At 57.7% G+C, this 26,068-nt stretch carries 32 protein-coding genes; 22 read left to right on the forward strand and 10 right to left on the reverse strand.

Annotation, left to right across the window (positions count from 1 at the left end; translation table 11 throughout):
* Positions 1-172 precede the first annotated feature (172 nt).
* Positions 173-2,548 (reverse strand): TonB-dependent receptor, encoded by a 2,376-nt coding sequence (locus ASN_RS17900; protein WP_082666845.1) that lies wholly within the window; start codon positions 2,546-2,548, stop codon positions 173-175.
* Between the two features lie 322 nt (positions 2,549-2,870).
* On the opposite strand from ASN_RS17900, the gene ASN_RS17905 reads away from it, so the two are divergent.
* The gene (locus ASN_RS17905) at positions 2,871-3,575 is read left to right on the forward strand and encodes an IS6 family transposase (protein WP_058988143.1); all 705 of its coding nucleotides are present in this window, start codon (positions 2,871-2,873) and stop codon (positions 3,573-3,575) included.
* Between the two features lie 874 nt (positions 3,576-4,449).
* Here the strand turns inward: ASN_RS17905 and ASN_RS17915 are convergent.
* The 5 genes from ASN_RS17915 to ASN_RS17935 all read right to left on the reverse strand — a co-directional run bounded on the left by ASN_RS17915 (position 4,450) and on the right by ASN_RS17935 (position 9,161).
* On the reverse strand, positions 4,450-5,355 hold the full coding sequence (locus ASN_RS17915) for a replication protein RepA (RefSeq protein WP_058989506.1): 906 nt from the start codon (positions 5,353-5,355) through the stop codon (positions 4,450-4,452).
* Positions 5,356-5,599: 244 nt separating this feature from the next.
* Positions 5,600-6,586, reverse strand: a complete 987-nt coding sequence (locus tag ASN_RS17920; RefSeq protein WP_007284617.1) for a FitA-like ribbon-helix-helix domain-containing protein — start codon at positions 6,584-6,586, stop codon at positions 5,600-5,602.
* Between the two features lie 317 nt (positions 6,587-6,903).
* Positions 6,904-7,209, reverse strand: a complete 306-nt coding sequence (locus ASN_RS17925) for a WGR domain-containing protein (RefSeq protein ID WP_035730650.1) — start codon at positions 7,207-7,209, stop codon at positions 6,904-6,906.
* 65 nt (positions 7,210-7,274) lie between these two features.
* Positions 7,275-8,159: an Abi family protein gene (locus ASN_RS17930; RefSeq protein WP_007284619.1), complete on the reverse strand. Its 885-nt coding sequence runs from the start codon at positions 8,157-8,159 to the stop codon at positions 7,275-7,277.
* Positions 8,160-8,510: 351 nt separating this feature from the next.
* Positions 8,511-9,161: a hypothetical protein gene (locus ASN_RS17935; RefSeq protein WP_058989455.1), complete on the reverse strand. Its 651-nt coding sequence runs from the start codon at positions 9,159-9,161 to the stop codon at positions 8,511-8,513.
* Positions 9,162-9,853: 692 nt separating this feature from the next.
* Here ASN_RS17935 and ASN_RS17945 point away from each other — a divergent pair.
* From ASN_RS17945 to ASN_RS17975, 7 genes are all read left to right on the forward strand, one after another.
* Positions 9,854-11,740: a ParB/RepB/Spo0J family partition protein gene (locus ASN_RS17945; protein ID WP_058989457.1), complete on the forward strand. Its 1,887-nt coding sequence runs from the start codon at positions 9,854-9,856 to the stop codon at positions 11,738-11,740.
* Positions 11,737-12,060 carry a NepR family anti-sigma factor gene (locus ASN_RS17950; RefSeq protein WP_231873522.1) on the forward strand — a complete coding sequence of 108 codons (324 nt, stop codon included), beginning with the start codon at positions 11,737-11,739 and terminating at the stop codon, positions 12,058-12,060. The genes ASN_RS17945 and ASN_RS17950 overlap by 4 nt, the downstream gene beginning before the upstream one ends.
* A 101-nt stretch (positions 12,061-12,161) precedes the next feature.
* Positions 12,162-12,626 carry a hypothetical protein gene (locus ASN_RS17955; protein WP_058989459.1) on the forward strand — a complete coding sequence of 155 codons (465 nt, stop codon included), beginning with the start codon at positions 12,162-12,164 and terminating at the stop codon, positions 12,624-12,626.
* A 209-nt stretch (positions 12,627-12,835) separates the two neighbouring features.
* A complete protein-coding gene (locus ASN_RS17960; protein WP_058989460.1) occupies positions 12,836-13,078 on the forward strand; it encodes a type II toxin-antitoxin system Phd/YefM family antitoxin in 243 nt (80 codons plus the stop codon).
* A complete protein-coding gene (locus tag ASN_RS17965; RefSeq protein ID WP_058989461.1) occupies positions 13,071-13,490 on the forward strand; it encodes a hypothetical protein in 420 nt (139 codons plus the stop codon). Before ASN_RS17960 ends, ASN_RS17965 begins: the two co-directional genes overlap by 8 nt.
* A gap of 102 nt (positions 13,491-13,592) precedes the next feature.
* On the forward strand, positions 13,593-13,799 hold the full coding sequence (locus ASN_RS17970; RefSeq protein ID WP_058989462.1) for a hypothetical protein: 207 nt from the start codon (positions 13,593-13,595) through the stop codon (positions 13,797-13,799).
* A gap of 12 nt (positions 13,800-13,811) precedes the next feature.
* Positions 13,812-14,012: a hypothetical protein gene (locus tag ASN_RS17975; protein ID WP_058989463.1), complete on the forward strand. Its 201-nt coding sequence runs from the start codon at positions 13,812-13,814 to the stop codon at positions 14,010-14,012.
* A gap of 96 nt (positions 14,013-14,108) precedes the next feature.
* On the opposite strand, the gene ASN_RS17980 is transcribed toward ASN_RS17975, so the two are convergent.
* Positions 14,109-14,369, reverse strand: a complete 261-nt coding sequence (locus ASN_RS17980; RefSeq protein ID WP_058989464.1) for a helix-turn-helix domain-containing transcriptional regulator — start codon at positions 14,367-14,369, stop codon at positions 14,109-14,111.
* A gap of 976 nt (positions 14,370-15,345) precedes the next feature.
* Between ASN_RS17980 and ASN_RS17995 the strand changes: the two genes are divergently transcribed.
* From ASN_RS17995 to ASN_RS18070, 13 genes are all read left to right on the forward strand, one after another.
* A complete protein-coding gene (locus tag ASN_RS17995; RefSeq protein WP_058989467.1) occupies positions 15,346-16,221 on the forward strand; it encodes a DUF932 domain-containing protein in 876 nt (291 codons plus the stop codon).
* Positions 16,222-16,285: 64 nt separating this feature from the next.
* On the forward strand, positions 16,286-16,606 hold the full coding sequence (locus ASN_RS18000) for a hypothetical protein (RefSeq protein WP_010667381.1): 321 nt from the start codon (positions 16,286-16,288) through the stop codon (positions 16,604-16,606).
* Positions 16,607-17,365: 759 nt separating this feature from the next.
* Complete coding sequence (locus tag ASN_RS18010; protein ID WP_058989468.1) at positions 17,366-17,908, forward strand: hypothetical protein; 543 nt, start codon at positions 17,366-17,368, stop codon at positions 17,906-17,908.
* A 151-nt stretch (positions 17,909-18,059) separates the two neighbouring features.
* The gene (locus ASN_RS18015) at positions 18,060-18,455 is read left to right on the forward strand and encodes a hypothetical protein (RefSeq protein WP_007284689.1); all 396 of its coding nucleotides are present in this window, start codon (positions 18,060-18,062) and stop codon (positions 18,453-18,455) included.
* 97 nt (positions 18,456-18,552) lie between these two features.
* Complete coding sequence (locus ASN_RS18020) at positions 18,553-19,038, forward strand: hypothetical protein (protein ID WP_231105603.1); 486 nt, start codon at positions 18,553-18,555, stop codon at positions 19,036-19,038.
* An 83-nt stretch (positions 19,039-19,121) separates the two neighbouring features.
* Positions 19,122-19,373: a hypothetical protein gene (locus ASN_RS18025; RefSeq protein ID WP_231948540.1), complete on the forward strand. Its 252-nt coding sequence runs from the start codon at positions 19,122-19,124 to the stop codon at positions 19,371-19,373.
* Positions 19,370-19,603, forward strand: coding sequence for a hypothetical protein (locus ASN_RS18030; RefSeq protein WP_010665809.1), 234 nt, complete (start codon positions 19,370-19,372; stop codon positions 19,601-19,603). Before ASN_RS18025 ends, ASN_RS18030 begins: the two co-directional genes overlap by 4 nt.
* Positions 19,596-20,108 (forward strand): hypothetical protein, encoded by a 513-nt coding sequence (locus tag ASN_RS18035; RefSeq protein WP_014095393.1) that lies wholly within the window; start codon positions 19,596-19,598, stop codon positions 20,106-20,108. Before ASN_RS18030 ends, ASN_RS18035 begins: the two co-directional genes overlap by 8 nt.
* Positions 20,109-20,154: 46 nt before the next feature.
* Positions 20,155-20,454 (forward strand): DUF7673 family protein, encoded by a 300-nt coding sequence (locus ASN_RS18040; protein WP_058989470.1) that lies wholly within the window; start codon positions 20,155-20,157, stop codon positions 20,452-20,454.
* 762 nt (positions 20,455-21,216) lie between these two features.
* Positions 21,217-21,636 carry a single-stranded DNA-binding protein gene (locus ASN_RS18055; protein WP_007284576.1) on the forward strand — a complete coding sequence of 140 codons (420 nt, stop codon included), beginning with the start codon at positions 21,217-21,219 and terminating at the stop codon, positions 21,634-21,636.
* Positions 21,637-21,843: 207 nt separating this feature from the next.
* Positions 21,844-22,053, forward strand: coding sequence for an antitoxin VbhA family protein (locus tag ASN_RS18060; protein ID WP_007284575.1), 210 nt, complete (start codon positions 21,844-21,846; stop codon positions 22,051-22,053).
* Between the two features lie 12 nt (positions 22,054-22,065).
* The gene (locus ASN_RS18065) at positions 22,066-23,133 is read left to right on the forward strand and encodes a Fic/DOC family protein (protein ID WP_058989472.1); all 1,068 of its coding nucleotides are present in this window, start codon (positions 22,066-22,068) and stop codon (positions 23,131-23,133) included.
* A 43-nt stretch (positions 23,134-23,176) separates the two neighbouring features.
* Positions 23,177-23,749 carry a DUF2726 domain-containing protein gene (locus ASN_RS18070; RefSeq protein WP_070097778.1) on the forward strand — a complete coding sequence of 191 codons (573 nt, stop codon included), beginning with the start codon at positions 23,177-23,179 and terminating at the stop codon, positions 23,747-23,749.
* On the opposite strand, the gene ASN_RS18075 is transcribed toward ASN_RS18070, so the two are convergent.
* From ASN_RS18075 to ASN_RS18085, 3 genes are read right to left on the reverse strand one after another with little or no spacing between them, the layout of a single operon-like run.
* Complete coding sequence (locus ASN_RS18075) at positions 23,714-23,941, reverse strand: hypothetical protein (protein WP_007284572.1); 228 nt, start codon at positions 23,939-23,941, stop codon at positions 23,714-23,716. The genes ASN_RS18070 and ASN_RS18075 overlap by 36 nt on opposite strands.
* Before the next feature lie 44 nt (positions 23,942-23,985).
* Positions 23,986-24,645: a hypothetical protein gene (locus ASN_RS18080; RefSeq protein ID WP_007284571.1), complete on the reverse strand. Its 660-nt coding sequence runs from the start codon at positions 24,643-24,645 to the stop codon at positions 23,986-23,988.
* Positions 24,633-25,532 (reverse strand): P-loop NTPase family protein, encoded by a 900-nt coding sequence (locus tag ASN_RS18085; RefSeq protein ID WP_007284570.1) that lies wholly within the window; start codon positions 25,530-25,532, stop codon positions 24,633-24,635. Before ASN_RS18085 ends, ASN_RS18080 begins: the two co-directional genes overlap by 13 nt.
* A 144-nt stretch (positions 25,533-25,676) precedes the next feature.
* On the opposite strand from ASN_RS18085, the gene ASN_RS20095 reads away from it, so the two are divergent.
* The gene (locus ASN_RS20095; protein ID WP_180952909.1) at positions 25,677-25,991 is read left to right on the forward strand and encodes a hypothetical protein; all 315 of its coding nucleotides are present in this window, start codon (positions 25,677-25,679) and stop codon (positions 25,989-25,991) included.
* The last annotated feature ends 77 nt before the right edge of the window (positions 25,992-26,068 follow it).

Below are 26,068 nucleotides of genomic sequence, written 5' to 3' on the forward strand. Positions count from 1 at the left end.
GTTCCGGAACCTCAGTACAAGATACCCATCACGAAAAGTGCGGAAGAACCCAAATCTCGATGAAAATTTCCGCCCTACCCGGGTCAGTTCTCAGTGAAAATCAACAATCATAGCTAAAATCTTGTTATCAGTGAGAGCTCTGCGTAACAGAGCTCTCTGAAAGATCTGAGTATTAGTAGGTGAAGCTAACTTCACCCAGGAACATTCTTCCTGCTGACGGTGTAGAGCGGTTAGAGAACAGGCTCTGGTAATTCAGGCGGTTTGCCAGATTGTAGCCGTTCATGGAGATTTTCCAGTGCTTGTCAAAGCGGTGAGAAATAACCGCACTGAAATCAAGGTTGGCGGGTGCCCGGAAGGTATTCGCTGCATTTAGCCAGACATGCTGCCGCCATGTAACGCCGCCCCCAAAAGCGATGTTATAAGGCGTGTTTGCAAACGCATTATAGACTGACCACAACGTTGCCTGATTGTGCGGAACGTACTGAACGTTTTTACCACGATTAGCCTTTGTGGCGGAGTAAGTCGTATCACTATCATACAGCGCGTACGTTGCCGTTACATTCCAACCCGGCAGGATGATGCCTCCTACAGACAGTTCCAGTCCCTGGTTACGCTGGCGGTCTGATGATCCCTGAACCTCACCCGTTACAGGGTCAGCGTTAATGGCATTCCCTTTATCAAGACGGAACAAGGATGCCGTTGCGCCTATACGATCATGAAACAGGCTGTATTTTGCGCCCAATTCATAGAGTTGCGCTTTTTCAGGGCTAGCAAAAGAATTTGTTCCCGGACGGATGGGCACAGACCCGTTGGTAACATACATCCCCATCGGGGTCGTTGAGCTTGCCCACGTGAAATAGTAGGTCTGATGCTCATCTGGTGTCGCGACAAGACTGACATTCGGGTTGAAAACGCTACTCACATCATGAAAATGCTTATCCGGATTGGTGGCAGTATTTCCGCCTGTCAGATTATAACTGGTCTGCCAGCGATCCCAACGGAAACCACCTTTAACCGACAGCCATTTTGTCAGCCAGATCTGATCAAACAGGAACAGGCCTGTATCAAACCCATACCCACTGCTATGCGGTTTAGCCCCCAAGGAACCCAGTGTCACCAGACCCGCAGGATTAGAATCCCCCGGCACAAGATCAAGGTTACCAACATACGGGTTCGGGTTAACAAGACTGGCGTAAGGTTTTGCTTTTAAATACGTTGACTGAGACCGCACGTCATTCACACGTTCGATATCGAAACCCGCGACCAATTGATGCCGGAGAAAGCCCGTATTGAAGTTGGCAACCATTGACGCAACATTCTGCACAGACCAGCTTCTCTGCTCGTACGGCAGAGGGGCCATATACGTGCCTGCTCCAGTGCCATTTCCGGCACCCTTGGGTCCAGACCGCGCGACGAGAGCAGCAGCAGGATCACCGTTAAAATAATTATTGACGCATGTTGTGTCACATGTGGCTTTGGATGCTGCAAAATTACGGTAGTACTGTCCGCCCCGCAGATCATCATACACCGTAATATGATCGTTCACCTTATAGGTGAAGCGTGCTGTTTCCATATTATCATTGGTTGAATTCTGGTCGTTATTTGTTCCGTACCAGTTTGTCCGGCGAATGCCATATTCGGTAATAGGCTGGCCATAAGAGGCCCCCGGCTTTGTAACAACCGGCACCCCGAAGTCAGGAACGGAATTTTCCTGTTGGTGCATATATTGCAGCACCAGCGTTGCCCGTTTTCCAAGCCCGAAAGCAATGGACGGCGCAATCCCCCAGCGATGGGAATAGATGTAATCACGGCCGACAACGTTATGTTCATCGCCCATACCGGTAAGACGGAAGGCCGTTGAGTTATCGAACTTCTGGTTGATATCCAGCGTTCCGCGATAATAGCTGCCTGAGCCGCCCGTAAAATCTGCGGAGTAGTGATTCTGCAAACCGGGCGTTTTTGTTACCATGTTAATGGCGCCACCCGTTGTGCCATTCCCAAAAACTTCTGATGAAGGGCCCTTAATAACGGACACAGAATCAAAATTGAAAGAATCACGGGAATAAACCCCAAAGTCTCTCAACCCATCTTCATAAATATCGTTCTGCGCCTGAAAGCCACGAATAAGGAACTGATCCCCGTTCATGCCCCCCGCGCCTTCACCAATGGATGCTGTAACACCCGGCACGTTGCGCAAGGCTTCATCCAGTGATTTGACATTCTGCTGACGCATCAACGCTTGTGGAACCACGTTGATGTTTTGCGGCGTATGCATAACGTCTTGGGGCATACGCGAGAGCCCGACAGACTGGTGCATGGTGTTGAAGCCATGACCCGTTACCGTCAGGCGCTCTTCGTCTTCTGAATTGACGCTCGCAACATTGGTTACGCCCTGTGCATCCGTCCGCAGCCGTTTGCTCTCACGCTTTGGGTGTTTCTTTCCATCATGAGACTCTTGCGGTGTCGATGCTAATGCCTGGGCTGAAAGAAACAGAGCACTGGCAACGGACATCGGCGTAAGATACGTCCGATACACTTTTTTGGTCATTCACCAAACTTTCAGCAGAACTTAAGAAGTCGTGCCTATATACTGGAAATGACAATCATTCGCAGTTGTTGGAATAAGCATATCTGATATGCTATTATTGATTATCTTTTAATTCTTCCTGATTACGTCTAACTTCTACCGGTTTTTTGACGACTTATAAATATTTATTTAATTTCTCAAACAAGGGGGATCCGTGCGCATTGCGGATTTTAATATCGCTCGGGCGATAATTCATTCTTGAGCCTTATGCCGGGTGTGTCTTGGTGGAAGTAAGAAACATGGGTGCTGTCACATTAACTCTGACCTGTGATAGTCTCCGCTGATGAGCGCTGGATCTGTGAGCTACAAACGACATCGTTTTCCGAGTGAGCTGATCGCGCATGCGGTATGGCTGTATTTCCGGTTTCCCCTGAGCTTTCGTCTGATTGAGGAGATGCTGCTCGAACGCGGGATTGTTGTGTCGTATGAGACGATCCGCCGGTGGAGCCTAAAATTTGGAGTGGCCTTTGCCCGCTCGCTGCGCCGCAAGGCCGCTAGACCCGGGGATATCTGGCATCTCGACGAGGTCCGGGTCGTGATCCATGGCCGGCCACACTGGCTGTGGCGCGCCGTCGATCAGGACGGTTACGTTCTCGACGAAATCCTGCAGACCCGAAGGAACACTAAAGCCGCAAGGCGATTGCTGACGCGACTGCTGAAAAAGCAGGGTATCCGGCCCGCGCGCTTGGTCACCGACAAGCTGGGCTCTTACGGGGCGGCCAGACGTAAACTGAGGCTCACGGTCCGGCACCTATCCCACAAGGGCCTGAACAACAGGGCGGAGAACAGCCATCTGCCACTGCGAAAACGCGAACGGGTCATGCAGAAATTCCGCTCACCTGGGGGATGCCAGCGCTTCGTCTTCGTTTTCTCCGCCGTCCGCAACCTCTTCGTCCCGCCCCACTCCATCGACAATGCCCTCTCCCGGCACATCCATCGGATCAGGGCTTTCGTCCAGTGGAACAACGCTACCGCGCTTACCGCCTGAATGCGTCAACACCGAGAGGAGCTCAACAAACCAAAGTTAATGTGACAGCACCTTCCTGGGCACTATCTGAGTAAGAAGATCATGAGGGCTCGTTTCCACCACGGAACCCCGTTCGATCGCATACGATCAGCGAGCACCCGATCAGCCGCGAATGTGTTCTTGAACATCGGGGAGACAGCTAATCGCTTAGCGACAGCGGCTTTCTCGCGTCGCAGTCGTTTTCGCTCCCTGATAATCAGGATGTCTCTCAGAAAACCCATTCTTCGTTTCCTCCCAGGTCTGCGCATAGCGCCGCGCCGAAGGCGAGCGGCGCCCTCCCCTTAAATCTATCAAAAAAAATCTTATTGAAGTTGTCCGGTGGACTTGTGGTCAGAGCCGGAGCGTGTGGGCAGGTCGAAGAGCTGTCCACACGCTTCGAGCGTTCGCCCTTGGGCGACTGTCCACAAATCCACCGGAAAACCGCAGGCAACTACCGGAAAAAACTATCGGTTTATTTATCGGGAATCATACCGGTTTTAGGGGGGTGGTGATTGCACCGTCTTTACGGGTGGCGATTGCACCGTCTTTTGGGGTGGTGATTGCACCGCATCCGGGTGGCGATTGCACCGGGATAACTTTTTTATCCACAGAGGCGAGCCTTTCTCCAAAAAGGGTGGCGATTGCACCGTCTTTCCTGCGGAGATCCGCTTGGAAAAAGGGTGGCGATTGCACCGTCTGTTTCTGAGGGCGAATCGGACGCAAAGGGGTGGCGATTGCACCGCACCGAGGATGTCGGAATCGCTCCCAAAAGGGTGGTGATTGCACCGTGATAAACCGGGAGACACGCTGTCCAAAGGGTGGTGATTGCACCGCCCATTATACCCGAATTTTTGAGTTAAGGCTCTGACCCAATTACTTTTTGAAAAGAGACAACGGTCTGTCGCGGGACAGGGGGCGGCGATGCGATCAGCCTCAGACCCGTTCGAACCTGTTCTAGCTTCGCATCCGGATAAACAGCCGAAACCTGTCGCAAGGCTATCAGGAATGCCTTCTTGAAATTCTTGTCGTCCGTATATTCCTGCCCAAACTGTAGCCGAAGGTTGGACCAAGTGAGCCGTTCGCCAGATCCCCGCACGCGATGAAGCCGATGGGCAAGCCACGTATAGATGTCGAGTGCCAGTGCGGAATGCTGCAAGCCCTCAAGCGCACGAGGATCAAGGGGGACGGCGTTTTCTTTTAACTCGTGCCAGAATTTCTCGGACAGTTCGATTGTGCTGTCTTTAGCGAGGTTTTTGGTCCACGCATCGAATTCGTCTACCGGTCGGGCGTTCAGATTGCGCGACCCGTAACCGAGCTTCATTTCACAGGCGCACAAGGCGTTCATCTGTGCCCTGAATGCCTCACGGGATGGGCCGTTTTGGCTGATGTTCAGCCGTTTCATGAATTCGCTGATGGTCCGGCCGACCGCGACAGTGCGCGATTTGGTCCGGATGGCTTCGGTACTGATATGGAAGAGGGCCAGGCGCGGCTTTGTCCCATAAGGAACGAAGAGCTTTTCCCAATGACCGTCGTTGTACATTTCGCCGGCTGTAATGAGCAGGGACGCCTTGCCATTGTTTCGCTCGAAGCGCGTTTCCTTCGTCCTTTTGCGGGGGAGCCCGACTTGGCAGAGGACCGTGTGCATGAACTCAATGTCGTCAGGCGGTGTTGCCTGGATTTCGGCCGAGAGCTGGATGACGCGCGCGGTTGTCGGAGAAAGCACAAGCTCACTCTGTTCAGGCGGTGATTTGCGTTTGCTCATTCGTCCGATCCCTCTCTTCCCTGCTACGTTGTTCAGCATATTGCGTGTGACGCAAGGCTTGTTTGTCTGCTTGATGATTCTGATCCGACGTTATCGTTTCGGTGCAGGTGATGGAAACAGATTTTATTATTATTCATTTGCGGACAAACGAAAAAAACTTGCCACCATCCAATATGCGCGGGCCTGAGATTATATAGATTTTGCACAACAGATGTATTTGGTCTGAAGTGACAGGCGAACTGTTTCACGTATCGAGCTTCCCTAGAAGGGCTGCGTTCTCGATTTCTTTCAAAAGCGGATGCTCACCGCTTTCGATCGACTCCCGAATGTTCGATGCGCTCTTACTGTCAGAAATTTCTTCGTACAGATCCGTGCAGAGCTTTTTCCATCCCGGCCAGTAATTGCTCCGTGCGAACTCATTGGAATCCCAAATGTCTTCCCACCACGGCTGGGAGGGCAGGTCGTGAAGCAGTGCTGACGGGTTGTGCCAACCGTCCTGAAGCTGGCGGTAGGTGCGCTCGCTTGCGATGTGGCTCGTGATTGCGAGATCCGGGGCCAGATCGCACTCGCTGTAGACCTGATAAAGCAGGTGCCAGACCTGAGTAAGATTACGCAGGGAACTCCGACCGCCCCCGCCCGTGTCCTCGGATACAACGTAAGGCGTGCGGATAACCAGATCCTTGTCGGCCCACTGTTTCACCAGGAGCAATCCACCGCGTTCGCCGGCGCATCGGATGAACCGTAGCCCCTGAAGGTGTGTTTTCAGGGTTTTGGGGTCTGCATCGAGCAGCCACAGGACCCCTTGACCGGCATTCTCTGGAATTCGGTCATACTCGCAAAGATATGGGGTGCCCTCGCCATAAGCCAGCCAGTCTGCCGATACCGAGCAGTAAGCGGCAATGGCCTTGAGTTGGGAAAGGCTGGGCTCAGCTATCCCCTCAATCCATTGTGCAACAGGCGTGACGTGATCTTCTCCGATCGCGTCAGCCAGGCGCGCGGCGCTATATGGTGGACGTGTCGAGAAATCGCTTGCTCGTCCGTTTTCTGCGAGGGCAATCGCCTGCTGCAAGCGTTGTGAAACTGCCTCGACCTGCATCATGGCGGGCTGGTCTGCCCACGCCTTCAGCGCAATTCTCAGTTCGGCTTCGACGGATCGGGCCGACGCCCCGGCCTTGCGCTTCAGAGCATTGATAAGAGTGTCGTCTAAATTCCTGATTGTCAGACTTGGCACAGGATCATCCTCCTTCGATAGAAGAATGATTGCACCGAGATGCTATCACAATGCAATCATTATCTTGATTGCATTATTATCACCGTCCAGTGAATGAGAAAACGAGTAGGAGAATGCCGGGACAGTCGTCGTCCACTTCCCGCGCTTCGGATTTAAGATAGCCCGCTCGCAAGCCTGAGATTTCAACAAACGACTCATGCTGCGTGGAAAGCGGTAACTGATGCTGACACGAGTGAAACCCTCGTGTCAGCATGGTGCAGCTCGCTCAATGAATGGAGTTTGTCGCAGGGCCATGCAGGAACCACACTGCCCCTGAGTTAATCCTGACCAACGGCGAGCGTATAGCCGCGTTTCTGCCGATAACGGACCATTTTCGACAGCGCATTGATGGCCGTACCTTCGTCCGGATAGAGATCGAGACACTGCGATCCCGTCGTGCCGATCCGGCCCCACTGCCGCACGAGCGCCGCGCCGCCGAACAGGTCAGGTTGAACGGACATCGCATAAAAGCGCCATTCATTCAGCTCCGGTCGAATACGCCGAAGACGTGCCGTAAGCGGGAACAACGCGAGCTGGGCCGCCTTATGCAAGGCGGCGGATTTTTTCGACTGTCTGGATTTCATGACGGTCCTGCCCATAACCAGATTCTAGCACCGGACCAGCCGCGAGTACAGAAGAAGGGAAGGGTCTAGGTCCAGATCTCAAGCGTGTCCCACGGCGCGGTAAAGCCGCCCTGGCTGGCCCTTGCAAGAGGCATTGTCGGGAAGTCGATCCAATGCGCTTTCATCCGGCGGCTCCATGATGTGCCGGCGCTGATCTCCTTGACGAGACAGCTTGCCACGGCTGCCGCACCATAAACACGAGTTCGCCGCACGACTTCCGTTCCGATATGAACGACTGTGGGTGCCTCCTGCTCTTTCGGAACATTGGGCTGATTGATGATCGGCGAGTTCCATAAGCGGGAATGATGGGCACAGATGTTGCGGACGAACGCAAGACACCTGATCCAGCTCACCAGCGTATCGGGAAGCAGACCGTATCGTGACGCGATCGCGAAGCGGTCCCGTGGGTGCGCCATGAACAGAAGCCAGGAAAGCGTGCCGAAATCCCAAGTCTCAACGGCCATCCAGATCGGCAGGGGCGAGCTGTAGGTGTCGAAAAACTGCTTTACCCAGCTTTCCTTCGAACGTCGGATCGACTGATTGGCCTTGTCGAGCCAATTCTGGTGGCGTGTGCCGTCGTGAAATGGTGTGTTCGCTCGGCGCGTGTCGAGGAAAGCTGGCGAGAGATGTGCCCACGGATCGCGCTTTCCGAGCGTGTGTGCCAGATCCACGCGCAATGCCACCTCAATCCGCTCGATTGCGTCTAGGAACAGAAGACGGAGCTGCTTGTCGAACAGGTAAAGATCGACTGCGTGGCGAAACTCCGCACCCGGTCGGAACTGGTCGGTGCGAATGATGCGGGACGGATCGCGAGGATCGGGGCCGTTCTGTTCGAAAGGCTCCCAATACGGTGCCAGACGCCCGTAACCAATGCGCTGAAGGTGATGGATCGCCTTGGTCCGGTCTGTCACTCCCAAGCCCCGGTTTATCAGGAGATCAACTTGATCGGCAAAACTGAGGTGGGGCTTGGTATAAGGCGGACGCATGTGCCTAAAAATAAAGAAGGCCGTCCCTTGATGTCCTGAGCTTGCGCACAGCACAACAGCGGAGACGGCCGTATTAAGTGGGCTTCTAAGCTGATACACGGCGGGAGTCAAGCATAAACGGAAACCGCGCTCCGTGCGTATCCTGTGACGTGCCCTCTAGTGTATCCTCTGGTGTATCCTCTAGCGTGTCCTAAATATCGCGGTTCGCTCCACGGAAGCGCATCGCGGCGTCGGCGCGCGATGCCATTGAGCGACCTCACTGCAACACGCTTGTCTCTAGGATCGTATGATGATCTCGATGGATTCTTCCGGCACCCCGAGAAACATCGACAGACTTTTCTTCGCATCGCTTATGGAAAGTGGCCGCAAATCGGTGCCGGCATGACCGGCCTCCTTCTTTTCCTGTTCGGCAGGAAGACCAGGTTCTGCCAGAGGTATGCGCGCGATCGGCTTATGAGCTATTCCGGCACCAGCTCCCACACGCGAAACGGGGCTGCTGGCTTCTTCATCGTAGAGTGAAATCCAGATCCCTCTCCGCTTTTTCGGTACACTATGTCCGGCCTTGATCCGAGCCTGATATGCCCGGTCGAAGCGCGCGCGCATTTCATCACCTTCAATAAGATGCACCTGCGCAAAGCGCGGATTTTCCTTGTCATCTACAGAAACGGCCACGACCGCATCCACATCGGACAACGTGACCCAGGCATCACCGGCATCATTCCTTGGAAACGCAATCCATTGATCCTGCGTCGTCCTGATTGATACGATTCGTTCCTGGCTGCCTTTTGTAATCTTCCGAACGCTTCCTTTTCCGAAGCCGGGGATTTTCTCGACCTGCCATCCGTCATTCTCTAACGCATGAATGCCAGCTTCAAAGAGTTGTGTCTTTCTGGATGCCTTTTTGGGGTCTTCAAAGATATTCGCCATATCGGTCTGATTCCTCGCTCATTTCTTTCTGATAAATGGGGTATCATTGATTCGTCAATGAAATTCTTTCGTGACGAATGGATTTATCCCTCAAAGATCAGCGATACGCGTGCGGGTTTTTTCGGGGGCTTGATCTCCGCTCTAGTTCGTAAGGCCGCGAGCCAGGTGCGCTGCACCTGTCTCCCGGCCAACTCACCGGAGCCAGCCGCCGCCCTGCGCTGCGCTGCGGTCGCCGTCTGTCTCCGCCCATCCGGGTAACGATCGGAAGCCCGGTATGTCCCCCCGGTGCTCGCCCCCCCAAGGGGGGCTGCGCTGGTGCCAGCAGCCTCGCTCCGGTCTAGGGGATCATCCACCCCATCTTCCTGCGCTCCCTTTGGTCGCTCCGTGCAGACGGGTCCCCTGAGATGACCCCTAGACCTGCGCTGCGTTGCCGGCGGATCTGAAGGTGTCGGGACGAAAGGCGTCGCTGCGCTGCCTTTCGCCCTGCCGCTGGCAGGTCGAACGAAAGGCTGGGGTTTTGAGGGGGCGGATGCAAGGGTAATTTTTGGCGGGAAACCGCCATTTTCTGTGTGAAAAACTGCATTTTTCTCTTGCCTCTCTCTTATTATATCTCGTATATAATAAGAACACCGGGCGGGAAAACGTGGGGGGATGGTCCTTCCTCCCCGCCCGGTGCAGGGAGGGTAAACCCTATGTCTGCAACACTCCGCAGTGAGCCCAAGAAAGCCACCACGAAGCCCGCCAGAAAGACTACGAGCAAGACGCCGACGCCAATCACGACGCCCGCCAACGATACAGACGGGACACGCATCCCCTTCAGCAAGCTGTTCCGTTCGCCCCTGAATGTCCGGCGCACGGTGCCCGCCATCGCTATCGAAGAACTGGCCGACAACCTGAAAGCCGTTGGCCTGATCCAGAGCCTTGTCGTCGTGCCGGATGGTGATCGCTTCGGCGTTGTCGCGGGCGGCCGACGCTTTCTCGCCATGTCCCTGCTGGTCGAACGCGGCGACTGGACCGAGGACAAGTCCGTTCTCTGCCGGATCGTGACACCCGAGGAAGCCGAGGAAATCAGCCTTGCCGAGAACGTGCAGCGTCATGCGATGCACCCGGCCGACCAGTTCGAGGCGTTCGCCCGACAGGTCGAATTGGGACGCTCCGTCGAGCAGATCGCGCAGCGTTTTGGCGTCTCCGCTTCAATCGTCGCGAAGCGCCTGAAGCTGGCGTCCGTCTCTCCTGCTGTCATGAGCGCCTTCCGACAGGATCAGCTCACGCTCGAACAGGTTTCGGCCTTCACCGTGGCGGACGATCACGAGGCGCAGGACAGTGTGCTGCAATGGGTGCTGGATACGCACTTTCAGGTTGCCCCGCACTCCATCAAGAACCGGCTCATGCAGGGGGCCGTTCCCGAAAGCAGCCGCATCGTCTCCTTCGTCGGACTGGATACCTACCGCGCTGCGGGCGGGACCGTGGTGCAGGACCTGTTCGGAGAGAACGGTTTCCTGACCGATACCCCGCTTCTGCACGAACTGGCCGAAAAGAAGCTGGGCGAAGTCGAAGCCGGGTTCAGGGCCGAAGGCTGGTCATGGGTTGAACGCATCACGGACCGGCCAAGCTGGTTCTATTCCACCCCTCGCCTGTCGCCAAAACAGGCCGAGCCAACCGCCGAGGATGACGCACGCATCGAGGCGATTGCCGACCGGCTGACCGAGATCGAGGAAAACGAGCAGTCCCAGGGCCTGACCGACGAGGAAAACGAAGAATACGACGCCCTGACCGCCGAGCTTGAGGCATTGCAGAATGCGGCTCACCTGTGGAGCGCCGAGCAGAAGGAACAGGCCGGGGTCTTCATCATGACCGAGGGGGCGGAGATCGGCACGACCTATGTGGGCGTGGTCAAACCCGGCGCGAAGAAGAAGGACGCCGCCAGCGCCAGCACAGCCGAGAATGACAGTGCGGTGCCCACCATTCCCAACGGTCTGATGGAAACGCTCTATCGCGAGCGGACAGCCGCCCTACAGGCTACGCTTGCGCGGGACAGCGTGATGGTCCTGCGGGTTCTGGTCCATGCGCTTCTGATGCAGCACCACGGCGCGATGTCTCCCCGCTTCGAGACGCCCGAAACGCCGCACGACAAGGCAACCAACCCGGCTATGTGCGCGGTTGCCGAATATCGGCTGGAACGCCTCAACCCTCTGCGCATCCCGCAGGATGATCGGCTGTGGCTGTGGCTGCTGGGCCGTACCGAAAGCGAACTGGTCGAAATCCTTGCCGCCTGCGCCCTGCCCTTCGTGAATGCCGGAAAGGAGGACTGGTCCGAGGACAGGCAGCGCGGTTCATCGCGTGACATCGCAGCCTCAATCGGCTTCGACATGCGCGAATGGTGGAAGCCCGATGCGGACAACTTCTTCCGTTCGCTGACGAAATCCACCATTGCCGACTACATCACCGAGGCAGGAGCAAACCCCGGCGACTGGCAGAAGGCAAAACGGGATGCCCTCGCCACCGACGCGGGCAAGGCCGCAGCGGAAAGCGGATGGCTTCCGGCCTTTCTCCGCACACCCGGCGCAGCGACCGCATGACAACAACCGGCCGGGGCATTGCGCCCCGGCCACCCGCTCCGGCGGATGATGCTGGGCTCGCAATATTGTGGAGTGCCCCACGACGCCAGAATCTTCCTGTCGTGGGCGATCCGATTAAAATGCAGTGGGAAGGATCGGATATGCACAAGTATTCAGATGAAAATTTTCTGGCGTCTTGGCTGAAGCGCGCGTTGCGTGCCCGGTTCGGTGCTGTGGTGAAAGAACCTGTTCCCGATACTCTTTTGTCTCTTCTTTCCGAGGTACCAGAAAGTGAGAAACCCGAAAATCAGGCGGACAGCGCGTTACCTCGGCGCGAGTAAGTCGAAATCAATTCCCGCTCCTATAAGCGACCGGCAATTTCTTACGGATAAGACCGGGTTTATGGTAGCAACGGCAAAACAGGTTCTAGCGGAATCAGGACATGACAACAGAGCAGAATACTGCGCCAAATGGCGTTGACCGTCTTGCTGGGCATATTGCTGATGTCATCGACACGCTGAAACTGATCGTGACTTTCGGTTTTCTGGCTGGTGTCGTGATTATGTTCTGTCTGATGCGGGACCGTGGGCTGGAACTCTTGCCGCAATGGTTCCTGGCCCTTCATGGGATAGGCATCCTGACGGCCGGTCTCTTTTTTTCTGTCATGATGGCGGGCCTGTCTGTGATGTTCACGCACAGCTTTCGATCTGTGAAAATCATCGCTCTGCCCGTTGTCTTCTTTCAATTCATGTTCGGCGTGCTGGGTCTGCCGATGATGATGGGAGCCGATGCCTCGCCCGTGGCTTTACCACTCTGGTTCTCGACCGCAATCGCCGTTCTCGGCCTGCTGGGCGCATGGGGCGGACCTGTGGTCGCGCTGCTGGTCGCGAAAAAATCAGCGAGGTGAGCACAGAAGGGCGGATGGTTGTGCCCTCTGTGGCATAGTCTCTTCTCCCCTCGGGATAGCCGCGATAAACGGAAGCCCCCTAACGGGGGCTGTGTGTCATTTGGCGGCCCTGTAGGCCGCTGCGCCTCTGCTATCCTCAGCGATTTAATTTGCGTAATATTCGGAATTTCTGTATATTCTTGATATTACCCCGTGGGAGGATAAAGCCAGTGAAGCAGTTTGCAGCGGGCGACCTGACCCGTAATACCGGCGATCTCTTCGAGGCCGCAGCTGTCGCCCCCGTCGCCATCACCAAGCATCGCAAGCCCCGGTTTGTTGTCATGTCGATGGAGCGATACGAGACGCTGACCAGCAGGGATACGGGTAGTCAGAAGGCTTATGCCGTCAACGATATGCCTGAAGACGTCGCCGCCCTGTGCGATCAGGGGATCGAGGACTATCTGAATGGCTGATGACTTCCCGCGTGTCGGCCAGGTCATCGACTATTACTATCTCTGGAAATGGCAGGATTTACGAGGTGAGACGGAAGGCCGAAAAAAGCGGCCGAGCTGCGTGGTGGTCGTCGCCATTGACCGGGACGGCAAGCATCATCTCTTCATCCTGCCGATCACGAGCAAAGAGCCGGCCGCTGATCGTCAGGCCGTACTGATTCCGGAAACAGAAGTCCGCAGGGCGAAGCTGGATACGGACATGCCCCTGTGGGTGATGGTGGACGAAGTGAATTACGACATCCTCGAAACGTCCTACACGCTGGAAGATCGGGCCGCGCGCGGCCAGTTCAGCCCCGCTTTCAGCAAACAGATCGTTCTGGCGTTCCGCTCAATGCGCGATGCACAGGCATTGCGTATCTCGAAACGGGCATGAACAGTGTTGATTTGCTATCTTTGATGGTGGCCTTATCATAATCCGGTGAATTATTATCTTCACTTATGAAATCTCAGGTTTTGAATGGAAGGAACAAAAATAATGACCCCTGACGAATATGTTGGACACTCAAATGCGCTCTCTAAAGAACTTGAAAGAGTAAGGACACTACTAGATGCGTTCGCTATGAAGAGTGATTTTTACGGAATAAATAGCGATGGAAAAATAAAAGACAGGGTAATTGAGGATTGGAAAGATGTTGTAAGAAGAATTGAAGAGCTTGATGAAGAGTTCTGGTCAGGAAAGTAAGGGAATATATAGATGTCTTACAATCTTGGCGAAGAATCTTACAGAGAGAAATGTGAAAAATGCGGTACCGTGAATAGAATAACACTTCAAACAGGACCGGAGCATGGAGGGTGGAGCGAAAAATTTACCGTTCATTGCGCAGAATGTGGCGAGGTTATGGACCGGATTTCCGCTTTCGGCCTGAAGAGCGTCGAAAAAGTCAAAGGCAAGTGAACGTCTAAGCGGACACTTGAAACTGAAGCCCCCCTCACGGGGGCTGACTGCTCTGTGGCGGCCCGACAGGCCGCCGTCCCTTCGGCGTGTGTCGCATCAGTCCGCCGCATGAAACGTCACCTTTATGCCGAACGCCGACATGATGCGGAACAGGTCGGTCAGGTCGAGATCACCTTTTCCAGACAGGGCTTCCTTCGCAATATCGTCCGCTCCCTGCGCGCGCGCTATGACCGAAAGAGCATGAGCAAACGCCCCTGCGTCGCCATCTGCCCATGCCATGTTCAGAAGTTCCTCCTGCATCCGAGGATCTTGTGCCGCCTTGACGCTATCAAACACGTCTAGTCCGGAAGTCTTCATCGGGCGTCTCTCCACGTCTTTGCTATCAACCTGACACTGTTCCGCGATCTGGCTGATGTGCCTGGACGAATTGCGACAACGGTTCTGAAGCCGCTTTCTTCGGCGACAATATAATGCCACCCGCAAGGAAAAGTGCCGCTCCCAGCACAAGCGCAGCCCCGTTAAATATAACCCTCTTTTCCCTGTAGAGGGCTCCAATAAACAGCACTAGAACGCCTACAACTGAAAGGCTTACACTCCCAACAAAAAGGATTTTGTTACCCATGATGTCGTACATTTCATCACCACTTTATTCGTAGAAGAGGCCGTCGTTCGGTCAGAAATTGACCATCTCAAAAGATAAACTTGCTGAAATAATTGGTAGTTATCTTGAAACCTTCCCGGTCATTGGAATGTGTGAGAGCTATCTTTCGGGGGCTTGATCTCCGCTCTAGTTCGTAAGGCCGCGAGCCAGGTGCGCTGCACCTGTCTCCCGGCCAACTCACCGGAGCCAGCCGCCGCCCTGCGCTGCGCTACGGTCGTCGTCTGTCTCCGCCCATCCGGGTAACGATCGGAAGCCCGGTATATCCCCCCGGTGCTCGCCCCCCCAAGGGGGGCTGCGCTGGTGCCAGCAGCCTCGCTCCGGTCTAGGGGATCATCCACCCCATCTTCCTGCGCTCCCTTTGGTCGCTCCGTGCAGACGGGTCCCCTGAGATGACCCCTAGACCTGCGCTGCGTTGCCGGCGGATCTGAAGGTGTCGGGACGAAAGGCGTCGCTGCGCTGCCTTTCGCCCTGCCGCTGGCAGGTCGAACGAAAGGCTGGGGTTTTGAGGGGGCGGATGCAAGCGGTTTTTTCGTGCTGAACGGGAATTTTTCCGGAGAATTTTTGCATTTTTCTCTTGCCAGACCCTTATTATATCGCGTATATAATAAGGGCACCGGACGAAAAGGAGGGAGACGGTCTCCCCCATCACCGGGGCCACGGGAGGGTAAACCCATGAATCACTTCGTTTCTTCTCGCTTTTCCGGCAATCTCGGCCGCGATCCGCTGTCCGACGAAGCCCTGCGCCATCTGGCGAAGTCCATCTTCGCGGAAGACAAGCACGAGAGCCGCAGCGACCGATACGCCTACATCCCCACTTATGAAGTGCTCGCGGGAATGCGGAAAGAAGGCTTCGAGCCGGTCTATGCCAAGCAGGGCGGTTCGCGCGTGCCGGGCAAGGCGGATTTTACCAAGCACCTGATCCGCTTCCGTCACAAGGGCGAAGCCGGAACCGTCCGCAAGGTCGGCGGCATCTATCCGGAAGTCGTGCTCGTCAACAGCCATGACGGCACGAGCGCCTATAAGGTCATGGCCGGGCTGATGCGTCTGGTCTGCCTTAACGGGCTGATGGTGTCAGATCGGGAGCTTGCTTCCGTGTCCGTCCACCACAAGGGCGACGTGATGGCGCAGGTCATCGAGGGCAGCTTCAAGGTGCTGTCCGAGAGCTGCCGCGCGGTTGAAGCCGCAGACGCTTGGTCCGGTGTCACCCTGAACCATGACGAACAGATGATCCTTGCCGGGGCGGCCCATGAAATCCGCTTCGGGGAGGAAGCCGAAACCCCGATCGAGCCGCGCCAGCTTCTGGCCCCGCGCCGCCGTGATGATCTCGGTTCCGATCTGTGGACCGTCGGAAACGTGGTGCAGGAAAACGTCATCCGGGGCGGTCTCCGGGCATGGGGGCGCGATGCCAACGGCCGCCGCCGTCGCGTGTCCACCCGCGAAGTCAAAGCCATTGATGCGGACGTGAAGATCAACCGCGCCCTGTGGCGTCTCAACGAGGAAATGGCCCGGCTGAAAGGAGGCGGAGCATTCATGCAGGACGCCGCCTGATCCCGTCATCCGGCACGCCTCACCCGAGGCGTGCCCCCCTACCCTTCAGGATGGAACGTCACCCATGAGCGAAGCATTCGAAATTGCGCAGACCATTCCCACCGAGCGCCCCTTGAGCTTCGACGAAGCCGCCGCCCTTGTCCGCTCACACGTCGGGACACCGCAGGATGTCGGCTATCAGATGTTCGACAATATCGCCTCGGCCGTCAAAGCCCTCTCACACCAGAGCAGACTTGCCGGGGCCGATTATGATTGTCTGTCATGTGGCAATGGCTGGACCTATGAAGGCATCGACCCCGCACCCGACCCGGCCACCTGCCCCTTTTGCGGAAGGGAGGGCAACTCGCCGTTGAGGGCATGGGAGGGCGAACGCAAAGACATCTGACTCCGGGGGCGATATGCCCCCATTTCCGCGCGCCGAACCGGAAGCCCGCTTCGCGGGCTAAGAGTAGCCGGGCGGCCTACCGGCCGCCGTATCCTCTATCGTATCCTCTATCGTATCCTCTAACGTGTCCTGTTCCATATCCTCTGGTGTATCCTGAATTGGCCAATTTTCGCACTGATGCCGCACAGGCTGGGTGCTTGTGCGATCTGCGTTTGGGGGCTTGATCTCCGCTCTAGTTCGTAAGGCCGCGAGCCAGGTGCGCTGCACCTGTCTCCCGGCCAACTCACCGGAGCCAGCCGCCGCCCTGCGCTGCGCTGCGGTCGCCGTCTGTCTCCGCCCATCCGGGTAACGATCGGAAGCCCGGTATGTCCCCCCGGTGCTCGCCCCCCCAAGGGGGGCTGCGCTGGTGCCAGCAGCCTCGCTCCGGTCTAGGGGATCATCCACCCCATCTTCCTGCGCTCCCTTTGGTCGCTCCGTGCAGACGGGTCCCCTGAGATGACCCCTAGACCTGCGCTGCGTTGCCGGCGGATCTGAAGGTGTCGGGACGAAAGGCGTCGCTGCGCTGCCTTTCGCCCTGCCGCTGGCAGGTCGAACGAAAGGCTGGGGTTTTGAGGGGGCGGATGCAAGGGTAATTTTTGGCGGAATACTGCCGTTTTCTCTTGCCTCTCCCTTATTATATCGTGTATATAATAGAGACACCGGGCGGGAAAACGTGGGGGGATCGTCCCCCTCCCCGTCCGAACATGGGAGGGTAAACCTATGTCACTTCTTTCCGGTCTGATGGGCTTTCTGTTCCGCTCCAAAAAGATGCCACCTCGCCCCAATCCGGCAGACGTTCTTGATCGCGCCATCACCGACACGCAGGCATGGTACAGCCGCCTGTCCGACCGGCTGGATGATACCTCGGAAGATTCCTATGCGACCCGAAACGAGCTGCGTGATCGGATGTATTATGTCCAGCACTTCGAAGATGCGATGAAACAGGCCAAGGCCACCAGTTCCATGACCGTCGATCTCAGCATCAGGTATGGCGTGTATGATGACCCCGAGGACGACGCGATCGCCCGTTATGAAGCCGCATCATGCGGCCTGGAATATGTCTCCGACGAGCAGCGCGAAGAGGCCGAGTATGCGAGTGCCCTATGGGGTATCACCGAGGTACAACAGGCGCTGGAAGCGGCGGGCTTTACCGTCCTCACCGGCTTTCATGCCTATCTGATCGACCCTGAAGAAAGCCAGCGCGCGATGGAAGCCTTCCATGCCGAGATACTGGCCGAGCAAGAGCAGGCAGCCTGCGCCTGAATCCGGGAGAGAGGCCGTCTTGCCGGCCTCTCCACCATTCGCGAGAAAAATTTCATTTTTCTCTTAAACCCTCTTTATTATATCTCGTATATATTAGAGGCGGGCCGGGAGGATAAAACCGTTCGATCCGTCGCACAGGGAGGATAGCCCTATGTCCAAGGAAGACCACGCCGAAAAACAGGTATCGCCTCTTCACAATACCTTGCCGCTGATCCGGCTGGATCGCGACGAATACAGCACGATTTCGGCGATGAAGACAAAGCCGGATCTGATGGCCTACTGGACCCGTAAGGGCCGCGTTCGCGCCTGCGAAGCCGCCGTCCTGCCGGATCTGTGGGTCACGACCATCGGCAGCGACGGCACCGAGATCGAGGGGCTGATGCTGTCATGCCTGTGGGAAGGTCCACGGGACCAGCGCACCAGCTACGATCTGGACTCTGTTTATACCGTCCTGGTCCCCTTCATCGGCTTCGGTCGGGTGGCGGGCTGGATGACAACAGATACCGTTCTTTCCCGTATCGACAGCACGGGGCTGCGTATCGACTGAAACGATTCAAAAAACAAACGGGTTTTTCTTGTGATTTCGTCAGGAGGACCGCAGCATGAATGCCATATCGTCAATAAATGCGGGCCGGAAGCACAGCATGACGCAGACAGATGACAGTCCTGCGAATGGCAAGCGAACCGGACCCGTGGCAGACGCGGTTCTTGCCCTGCGCATCATGGTCGATGCACGGACCGAAGCGAAAATGGTCCTGATGGATCTTACGAGCTATGTCGATGCCGTGGCCCATCTGGAAGCCAAACTGGCAGAGGAAGCAGAACGCCAGAATATTTCGGCAGATTTTGAAAAACTGGCCGAACATAGTCTCGAAGATGCCCTGCGCGTGGTTGAGTTCGAGCTGGACGAGCTGATGGCCCATCTCATGAGCTTGGCCGTGGCGATGAAAGCAGAGAATGCGCCGGTCGAGCGTATCCGCTCATGGGTGCAAAGCGCGGCCGATTCATACGGGATGGCCTTCCGGATCATGGTCCCCGTATGGCGGCTCAGGTCACTGGTCGATGCCGCCTTGCGGGAACCGCCCCCTGATGACGCTGAGCCAGCCGGGGAAGCTCACTTGGGCGACTAGACCAGCAAGCACGGACGATCGTGGTGAACGTCCGTGTCTCTATTATATCGCGGATATAAAAGGATGAAGCGATGACTGATCGCGTGAGATACGAAGCTCTCGTCTGCCGCTATGAGCGGATGTCTGTTGCCCGGCCGGGATACCCGGTCGGCGCCGATGGCCCCTTTCCCGCACATATCTGCGTGGGGTCGGTCCGCTTGCCCGTCCAGATGGAGGGCGGCCGGATCGTGGCGCTTGGCACCCACCCCCTGCCCCGCCAGGTCCTCGCGGATCTTCTGGCCGGGCTAGAGCGTGCGTGCCGGGTGTCATCGCGTATGGGAGGGCTGGTGTCATGACCTACCTCGCGCCGCGACGGGTGGCGAAGCATCGCCATGTCTATCTGGCCGGCCCGGACCTGTCGGTCCTGGCCGTCAAGGAAAGCCGGGACACGGCAGCACGGTCGGCCGTGCAGCTCGCGCGCAGGCGCGGCATGTCGGTTTCCCTATGGGCAATGGACCAGAAATTGCGGCCCGGATCGAAGATCCGGCCCCGCTATGGCATCTATCTCGGAGAGGCGCATGTTTGACCCTGCCCACGGCAGCGGGCGGCCGGCTCTCTCGTTATTATATCCGATATATGTTAAAGGAGAGGATCTGTGCCTTGAAAGAGTTTCGATGTCTGAATCCGCGTCTGCTGTCCCTGTCCTTGATCGCACCCCGCGCCTGACGCTGTTCCGCGTCAAGCCCGCCGTGCGCCGGCAGCTCGAAGAGTATGTAAACGATAACGACACCTCCATGCGCTGCGCCATCCTTCAGGCGCTGAAGACGATCGGCGTGCATGTGGAGCCCGAGGATCTGGTACCCGAACGCAAGCGGCGTCTCAAACCGCATACGGGCGACGACACGGGCGAGCTGGTCGGGCTCTCCGTCAGCCTGCCGGTCTATGTCCGCGTAGCGGCAGAACTTTGGATGCGCGAGCATCCGGGAATGCGCCTCGTGAACATGGTCCTGACCGGACTGAAGGAGATGGGCTTCGAGATTGATGACGAAGACCTGACCGCAAAATGGACCTGGAAACCCTTTGTGGGGTGACGCTCACAGCCCGCCAGTTCAAACCAACAAACCACGGAAAAGATCCATGACCGCGAAACAGGACAGTGAACGGGCGGCGCTGGCACGCCTGATTAAAATTGCAAAGGGTGACACCGGACAATCGCGGCGTGTCGCGGATTTCCTGCTGGCATGGTGGAATGCAGGATCGTGCGGATCGTTTGATCTCACGTCGCTATGGGCGCTCGATAGGGCCATCGTGGAAGATATGACAGTCGTTTTCGGTCTGATTGGTCAGGCCGGCAATTACCCCGATCAGCTCGATCCTGCCCTTGGCCCGGAATTCGCCGCGATCATCGCGCAATGGCGACCGGCACTGGCCGACTAACAGCGATCGGCCTGTCATCCCACGTCCGCCTTCGCGGTTCCTCTCATGACATGCGCCACCATGAGGGGAACCGCGTCTTTCGTCATGGCGCAGCGAGCAGTGTCCCGTACGTCCCGATGATCCTCTGCACGACTGCTTCGTTGGCCGCCGCCCCGGAGCACGAGTTCAAAAACGCGGCACGCCTTGCTGCCGTTGCACCTGGCTCGTATCCCCAAAAGCCCCATACCTGAATACTGAAAAATTCTCCGACCGGGCCGCTGCAACCTGTAGACCTGCGCTGCGTTGCCGGCGGATCTGAAGGTGTCGGGACGAAAGGCGTCGCTGCGCTGCCTTTCGCCCTGCCGCTGGCAGGTCGAACGAAAGGCTGGGGTTTTGAGGGGGCGGATGCAAGGGTAATTTTTGGCGGGAAACCGCCATTTTCTGTGTGAAAACTAGCATTTTTCTCTTGCCTCTCTCTTATTATATCTCGTATATAATAAGAACACCGGGCGGAAAGCCGGGGCCAGTCCCCAGCCGCTCGGTGGAGGGAGGGTAAACCCTATGTCAGATGTCTATCTGTCTGTTTTCGCCGGAGTATTCGGTGTTTTAACCTTTGTTTTCTTTGCCGCCGCGTATCTGTCGGAAGTCCCAGAGGCTCCGTCAGAAGGCGTTCTGGAAAACCCGCGCTGTCTTCTTTGTGGCGCTCTTGCCTGTTGCTGTTTTGGCAGCTTCGTCGCGCTGATGTTCTGCCTCACACTTATCAATCATTGAAGGAGCCTAACCATGTTCCCATCCATCAATCTCTCTGGTCGTGTTGGCAAGGATGCGACGCGCAAGACGTTCGGCAACGGCGGCGGATATGTGGTTTTCCGCGTAGCGTGCTCGAAGAATGTGCGTTCGCAGCAGTCCGAAACCGGCTGGCGCGAGCTGACCGAATGGGTCGAAGTCCGCGTCGATCTCCGGCAGGAGAAGCGCGCCGAGTATGTCGAAAAGAATGCGACACAGGGGCGGCAGGTTGAGGTCCGGGGCGATCTGCGTTCGGCCACTTTCCGGCCGCAGGGCGCAACCAATGATGTCACGATCTGGTACGTCGATCCGACGGATTTCGAATTCAAGGGCCGTCCCGCACAGCAGCGCGGGCAGGGGGCCGATGCTCCACCGGCCGACCAGTGGGAGGGAGAAGATCCGTTCGACCGGAAATAAGCAGGGGAGGGGAGCCGTCTTCGGGCGGCTCTTCACTTGCTTTTTCAGGCCCGTTCGCGCACATGCTATCGTGTCGTCGCGTGACGGGTTTACCCTCCCATATTTGCTTCGCAAGATGCAGACACGCGGCGACACCATCCCCATAAATTCTTGGTTCCGCTTGCAAAATCGGCTATTATGACCGCTTACCAGTCAGGAGCGAGCGTGATGGGACAGACCCTTTCCGCCAGACCGATCAGCGCAGAAGAATCCGCGCAGCGTCGTCGCGCCGTCGAGGAAGCCCGGGCGGCAAACTACCGGCAGGGATACGTCCATGATCCGGTTCTTGAAGAGGCGAACGAACGCTATATCCGGGGCGTGATTTCGCTCGAAGACCTGCGCCGCGAGATGCGCGACGCCATCCGGGCCGGTCGCTAATTCGCGGCCGCCATGAGTACCGGCGATCCGGGGCGCGGTTATACCTATCCCACCAATTCCAACGATCCGGATCAACAGGATGTCTTGCGCAACCGGCTGGACCTACGGTCGCGCGCGGCACTCAATCGGGCCGAATACAGGATCACCAGTGACCGCATGATCGACATCCGGCTGGGTTCAGGCCCGGCCGGTAATTTCGATGCGGCGCACCTGAAAGCCATTCACCAGCATCTCTTCGGCGAGATTTACGAATGGGCCGGACATACGCGCAACGAGCGGCCCGTTGTGGATGGACGGCCGGTCGAGCCCATCGAATTCATGACCAAGGGCAGCACGACTTTCCTGCCGGGTTCGAGGCTCGATCGCGGGCTGGCCGAGGCATTCCGGCCGATCCGTGATCCCGATGTCCTGAAGGGCTCTAACGTCGAGCTGTTTTCCGCCGTGGCCGGTCGCGTCATGTCCGAGCTTAATTTTGTCCATCCTTTCCGCGAGGGAAATGGGCGGGTTCAGGAAGCCTTCATCGCCACGCTTGGGCAGAAGTACGGGCATGATGTCGATTTCTCCGTTATCACCAAGCCGCGAATGCTGGCCGCCTCCATCGCGGGTGCTGATGACCCTGCCAACCCGGCCATGCGTCATCTGGTCGAGGACGCGACGGACCGGGGAAGGGTGGCCGCCCTTCGGACAGCGTTTGAGCATCTGCGACAACAGGGTGCGGAGCCTTTGGCCCAGGACGTGCGGACCGCGCGTCCCGGCGAACAGATCACGGGCGTACTGGTCGCCACAGATACGCACAGCAGCAGCGTGAACACGGGAAAGGGCATCATCGTTGTACCGACGCAAGATCTCGGCCGCCAGAAGGCGGCCGCCGGCGACAACGTGACCGTGACTGTCAAATCCGGGTTCTCCGCAGCAGCGGCAGACCGCACAGCGCAGGAAAAGCCCGCCACCAGCCAGCGCGCTGCAAGCTACTGGTCCGGCCAGGTGCAGAAAGGGCAGGGTGCGCGATCCAGCCCCGCAGGCGTTATGAAGGAACCGGACGCGCCCGCGGCCAAACTGCGAGGCCCGAAGCTCCGCTAACCGGAAGGACCGCGCCCTGTTTCTTTCTCTCGAAACGCTCTGGTTGATTGGCGGCTCCTGCGTAATTGGTGCGGTCGTATGGCATGTCCGCCGCCGGCCGCTTGGCAAGGCAACGCCGGCGACGCTCTCGGCCGACACGCCGGCCGAGAGCGTGCAGGAACCGCCCGAGCAGAACCAGACAGGGCGGGAAGCTATCCTGCGCAAACGCTATCAGCCCAAAGCCCTTCTATCGGATTGGGAACGCCGTGCCCTTCTTGCCTTTCGGGCGCAGATTCCGGCCGGACACTATGTCTGCCCGCAGGTGCGGCTTGCGGAGCTGGTAAGCATCGTGGTCGATCCACGCCGCTTTCCCGAGGCGTTGAATCGGGTAGCCGGTAAAAGTCTCGATTTCGTGGTGATCGAACTGGCGACGGGGCGGCCGGTCCTTGCCATCGAACTCGATGATAGAAGCCACCAGCAGCGACAGCGGCAGGACCGCGACCGCTTCGTCAACGATCTGATGGAAGCCCTCAACATTCCGTTGCGACGCTTTACACCGTCGATGACGCTCGACGTTTCCGGGCACTTCGCGCCCGGTCCGTCAGCGCGTCAGGTACTCGCGCGGCCAGCGCGCTAAAGCAGCCAGCGCCGCACATACTCCGCCCGCGATGAATGTCTTGTACGCAATGAGGATTCCGGCTGACCAGAGCAGCGACGCACCATGAATGAAGCAGAGCACCGCCAATATGGCGGCCGGAAGGCCGACGGCAAAAGCCAGCAGGGAGGCAAACGGGCGAAGCGCAAGCCGCAGGCCCGGATTGAGTGACATTCTCCGCATAGTCTGCCCTCCCTTATGATGCCGTGTCCCTGACTTTATTTGTTGTCCTGTGCAGCAGGAGGCCGAGGCGGCTCAAGCCAGAGCGGCGCGGCGCAAGCCTGTCGCCCGCCCTGATCGAAAGCATGAGCGCGGCAGGCCGATAGGACAGCCGGAATGTCGTTGTTCCGGACCAGTTCAATCAGGGCCGTCTCAGCGCCCGGGCCATGCTCCTGTAGCGCCGCGAACAGTGCCCCCTTGTCGTAAAGACCGTTCGTCCTGCCGTTTTTCCAGCCCGTGCCGTATCCGACACAGGCCGCCGTGATGGCGAGCACTCCGGCAATGCCGCCCGCCATGAGCAGCGTCTTGAGCTTGACCGTGCGTTCCTGAACCTTCACCTGCGAAGCGGTCAGCTTCAGGAGTTGGGGAGCCAGTTCCTGAACGATACCGGCTTTCTGGCCTTCAAGTTCCAGCCGTCCAGCTTCGACCGCATCGCTTCGCGCGCGATCGAGGTCCGCGCTGATGTCGCGATACTTGTTGAACGTCGCCTTGTAGAGCGCGGCCTGAGCACCCAGCGTCTCGGACATCGCGTGCAGGGCAACACCCAACGGATCATCCGTCAGGTGCGCCTTGGCAATCGCCAACTGTAGATCCTGTCTTGCGCTGGCGATCGCGCCTTCAAAATCGTCTGCCGGTTCGTCCTGGCTTACGGAAGCCATGACATGATCCCAGCAAACCGGCGGTCCATCGCTTCGAGCCATGTCCGGACCTTCGAGCGGTCGAACATCCCGAGGGGAGGCGTGGTCAGGCCGTCGCGCGCGGCGCTGAACAGGCTCCGGCGGCTTTCGACGGCTGCCGCCGCATTGAGCCGGGGCATCCACAGCGGGACCGCCCCGTCCGTGACTTCATCCACGACCACGGCGCTTGTCAGCAGGCGGCCGAATGACTGATCGCGCGTGTGACCGATTTCCTTGGATGCCTCGTTGAACACGATCGCCCGCGCGTCCGGCGAAAACCCGCGATCGCGCAGTGTTGCAATCGGGGCCAGATCATCGACCTGCGACCCGACCAGCGAGATCAGGACGGGAACCGCGCCGGCCTCGGCAATCGCTGATGCGAAACCCGGCATTTCGGCCGCCGTCTCGCGCAGCGTGGTGTCGCCGCCGCCAAGATCGAGAACCGCCGTTGTCTGGTTTTCGACCGCGTATTCGATGAACCGCTGCATCCACTGCGCAACGCCTGCCGGATCGTCTGTGTTCGGTCGCGCCACGTCCTGAAAATACGACGAGAACGACGCATTGGTTGGGTCCAGATCCGCCATGAGGATCGGCCGGTTGCCCAGCAGAGCACGCTCGGCCGCCCAGCGCAGGAATGTGGTCTTGCCGGTCTTGCCGCGCCCGTTGACGAAGACGATCTTCGTCTTGCCGCTCAGGTCCATGCCCTCGGCAATCACCGGCTCGGCTTCTTCGACCTTACGCGGCGTGAAGGGTTTAACGTCAAAGACCGGTTCCTGCGCGAGTGTCTGGTTCAGATCGAACTTCGCAGGCTGGACCGGCTTCTTGGCAGCAGGCGCAGGGTTTTTGTTGCCTGATTTCGTGTCGCTCATTATGATTCCTCAGTCTTTACAGGACGATTAGTTAGCATTGCTAAAGCATCGGCTCTTGAGCGTTTCGGCCGCTCAGGAGCCGTTTGCGTTTTTACCGCCTTGGGTTCGGCTGTCGGGGGCAGAGGGGTTCGCAGTGAGATCGGCTTGAACTCCGGTTCGCCTTCCTCCCTTTCCGGGGCCTGTTCCAGCCACGCAGGCGAGGGGTCCGCTGACGGTCTGATGGACGAGGCAGCAGGAGCCGGTTTCACGCCTCCCGAGACGACTGGCGTTCTCGCGGGAACCGCTCGAACTGTCGTCGCCTCTGACCTGTCCTTCCGCGCCTTGTACGCTTTCGCGCGCAAGATCGACCCTTTCATGGGCACCTCGGTTTTATACGTGATGCGCGCACGAGCCATCGCCCGGCCGACATCATCCCAGGACCAGCCCGCACTCACCATCGCACTAAGCTCCGGCTCATGAGCGCGTATCCACGGCATCACCTGATCCTGTGGGGTCCAGTCTTGGCTGAACCGATCCGCAGCCTCCTGCAATTCCTC

Origin of the sequence: Acetobacter senegalensis, from assembly GCF_001499615.1 — a bacterium.
Lineage (GTDB): Bacteria > Pseudomonadota > Alphaproteobacteria > Acetobacterales > Acetobacteraceae > Acetobacter > Acetobacter senegalensis.

Coding starts and splice junctions, on each gene's coding strand:
- ASN_RS17915 (WP_058989506.1), bottom strand. CDS start 5,355: ATGAGCAAACGCAAATCACCGCCTGAACAGAGTGAGCTTGTGCTTTCT.
- ASN_RS17955 (WP_058989459.1), top strand. CDS start 12,162: ATGACAACAGAGCAGAATACTGCGCCAAATGGCGTTGACCGTCTTGCT.
- ASN_RS17975 (WP_058989463.1), top strand. CDS start 13,812: ATGTCTTACAATCTTGGCGAAGAATCTTACAGAGAGAAATGTGAAAAA.
- ASN_RS17970 (WP_058989462.1), top strand. CDS start 13,593: ATGACCCCTGACGAATATGTTGGACACTCAAATGCGCTCTCTAAAGAA.
- ASN_RS18000 (WP_010667381.1), top strand. CDS start 16,286: ATGAGCGAAGCATTCGAAATTGCGCAGACCATTCCCACCGAGCGCCCC.
- ASN_RS18075 (WP_007284572.1), bottom strand. CDS start 23,941: ATGTCACTCAATCCGGGCCTGCGGCTTGCGCTTCGCCCGTTTGCCTCC.
- ASN_RS18030 (WP_010665809.1), top strand. CDS start 19,370: ATGACCTACCTCGCGCCGCGACGGGTGGCGAAGCATCGCCATGTCTAT.
- ASN_RS18020 (WP_231105603.1), top strand. CDS start 18,553: ATGACGCAGACAGATGACAGTCCTGCGAATGGCAAGCGAACCGGACCC.
- ASN_RS17925 (WP_035730650.1), bottom strand. CDS start 7,209: ATGAAATCCAGACAGTCGAAAAAATCCGCCGCCTTGCATAAGGCGGCC.
- ASN_RS18055 (WP_007284576.1), top strand. CDS start 21,217: ATGTTCCCATCCATCAATCTCTCTGGTCGTGTTGGCAAGGATGCGACG.
- ASN_RS18060 (WP_007284575.1), top strand. CDS start 21,844: ATGGGACAGACCCTTTCCGCCAGACCGATCAGCGCAGAAGAATCCGCG.
- ASN_RS18010 (WP_058989468.1), top strand. CDS start 17,366: ATGTCACTTCTTTCCGGTCTGATGGGCTTTCTGTTCCGCTCCAAAAAG.
- ASN_RS17995 (WP_058989467.1), top strand. CDS start 15,346: ATGAATCACTTCGTTTCTTCTCGCTTTTCCGGCAATCTCGGCCGCGAT.
- ASN_RS17905 (WP_058988143.1), top strand. CDS start 2,871: ATGAGCGCTGGATCTGTGAGCTACAAACGACATCGTTTTCCGAGTGAG.
- ASN_RS18080 (WP_007284571.1), bottom strand. CDS start 24,645: ATGGCTTCCGTAAGCCAGGACGAACCGGCAGACGATTTTGAAGGCGCG.
- ASN_RS18035 (WP_014095393.1), top strand. CDS start 19,596: ATGTTTGACCCTGCCCACGGCAGCGGGCGGCCGGCTCTCTCGTTATTA.
- ASN_RS17980 (WP_058989464.1), bottom strand. CDS start 14,369: ATGAAGACTTCCGGACTAGACGTGTTTGATAGCGTCAAGGCGGCACAA.
- ASN_RS17935 (WP_058989455.1), bottom strand. CDS start 9,161: ATGGCGAATATCTTTGAAGACCCCAAAAAGGCATCCAGAAAGACACAA.
- ASN_RS18040 (WP_058989470.1), top strand. CDS start 20,155: ATGACCGCGAAACAGGACAGTGAACGGGCGGCGCTGGCACGCCTGATT.
- ASN_RS17900 (WP_082666845.1), bottom strand. CDS start 2,548: ATGACCAAAAAAGTGTATCGGACGTATCTTACGCCGATGTCCGTTGCC.
- ASN_RS18015 (WP_007284689.1), top strand. CDS start 18,060: ATGTCCAAGGAAGACCACGCCGAAAAACAGGTATCGCCTCTTCACAAT.
- ASN_RS17950 (WP_231873522.1), top strand. CDS start 11,737: ATGACAACAACCGGCCGGGGCATTGCGCCCCGGCCACCCGCTCCGGCG.
- ASN_RS17945 (WP_058989457.1), top strand. CDS start 9,854: ATGTCTGCAACACTCCGCAGTGAGCCCAAGAAAGCCACCACGAAGCCC.
- ASN_RS18065 (WP_058989472.1), top strand. CDS start 22,066: ATGAGTACCGGCGATCCGGGGCGCGGTTATACCTATCCCACCAATTCC.
- ASN_RS17965 (WP_058989461.1), top strand. CDS start 13,071: ATGGCTGATGACTTCCCGCGTGTCGGCCAGGTCATCGACTATTACTAT.
- ASN_RS18085 (WP_007284570.1), bottom strand. CDS start 25,532: ATGAGCGACACGAAATCAGGCAACAAAAACCCTGCGCCTGCTGCCAAG.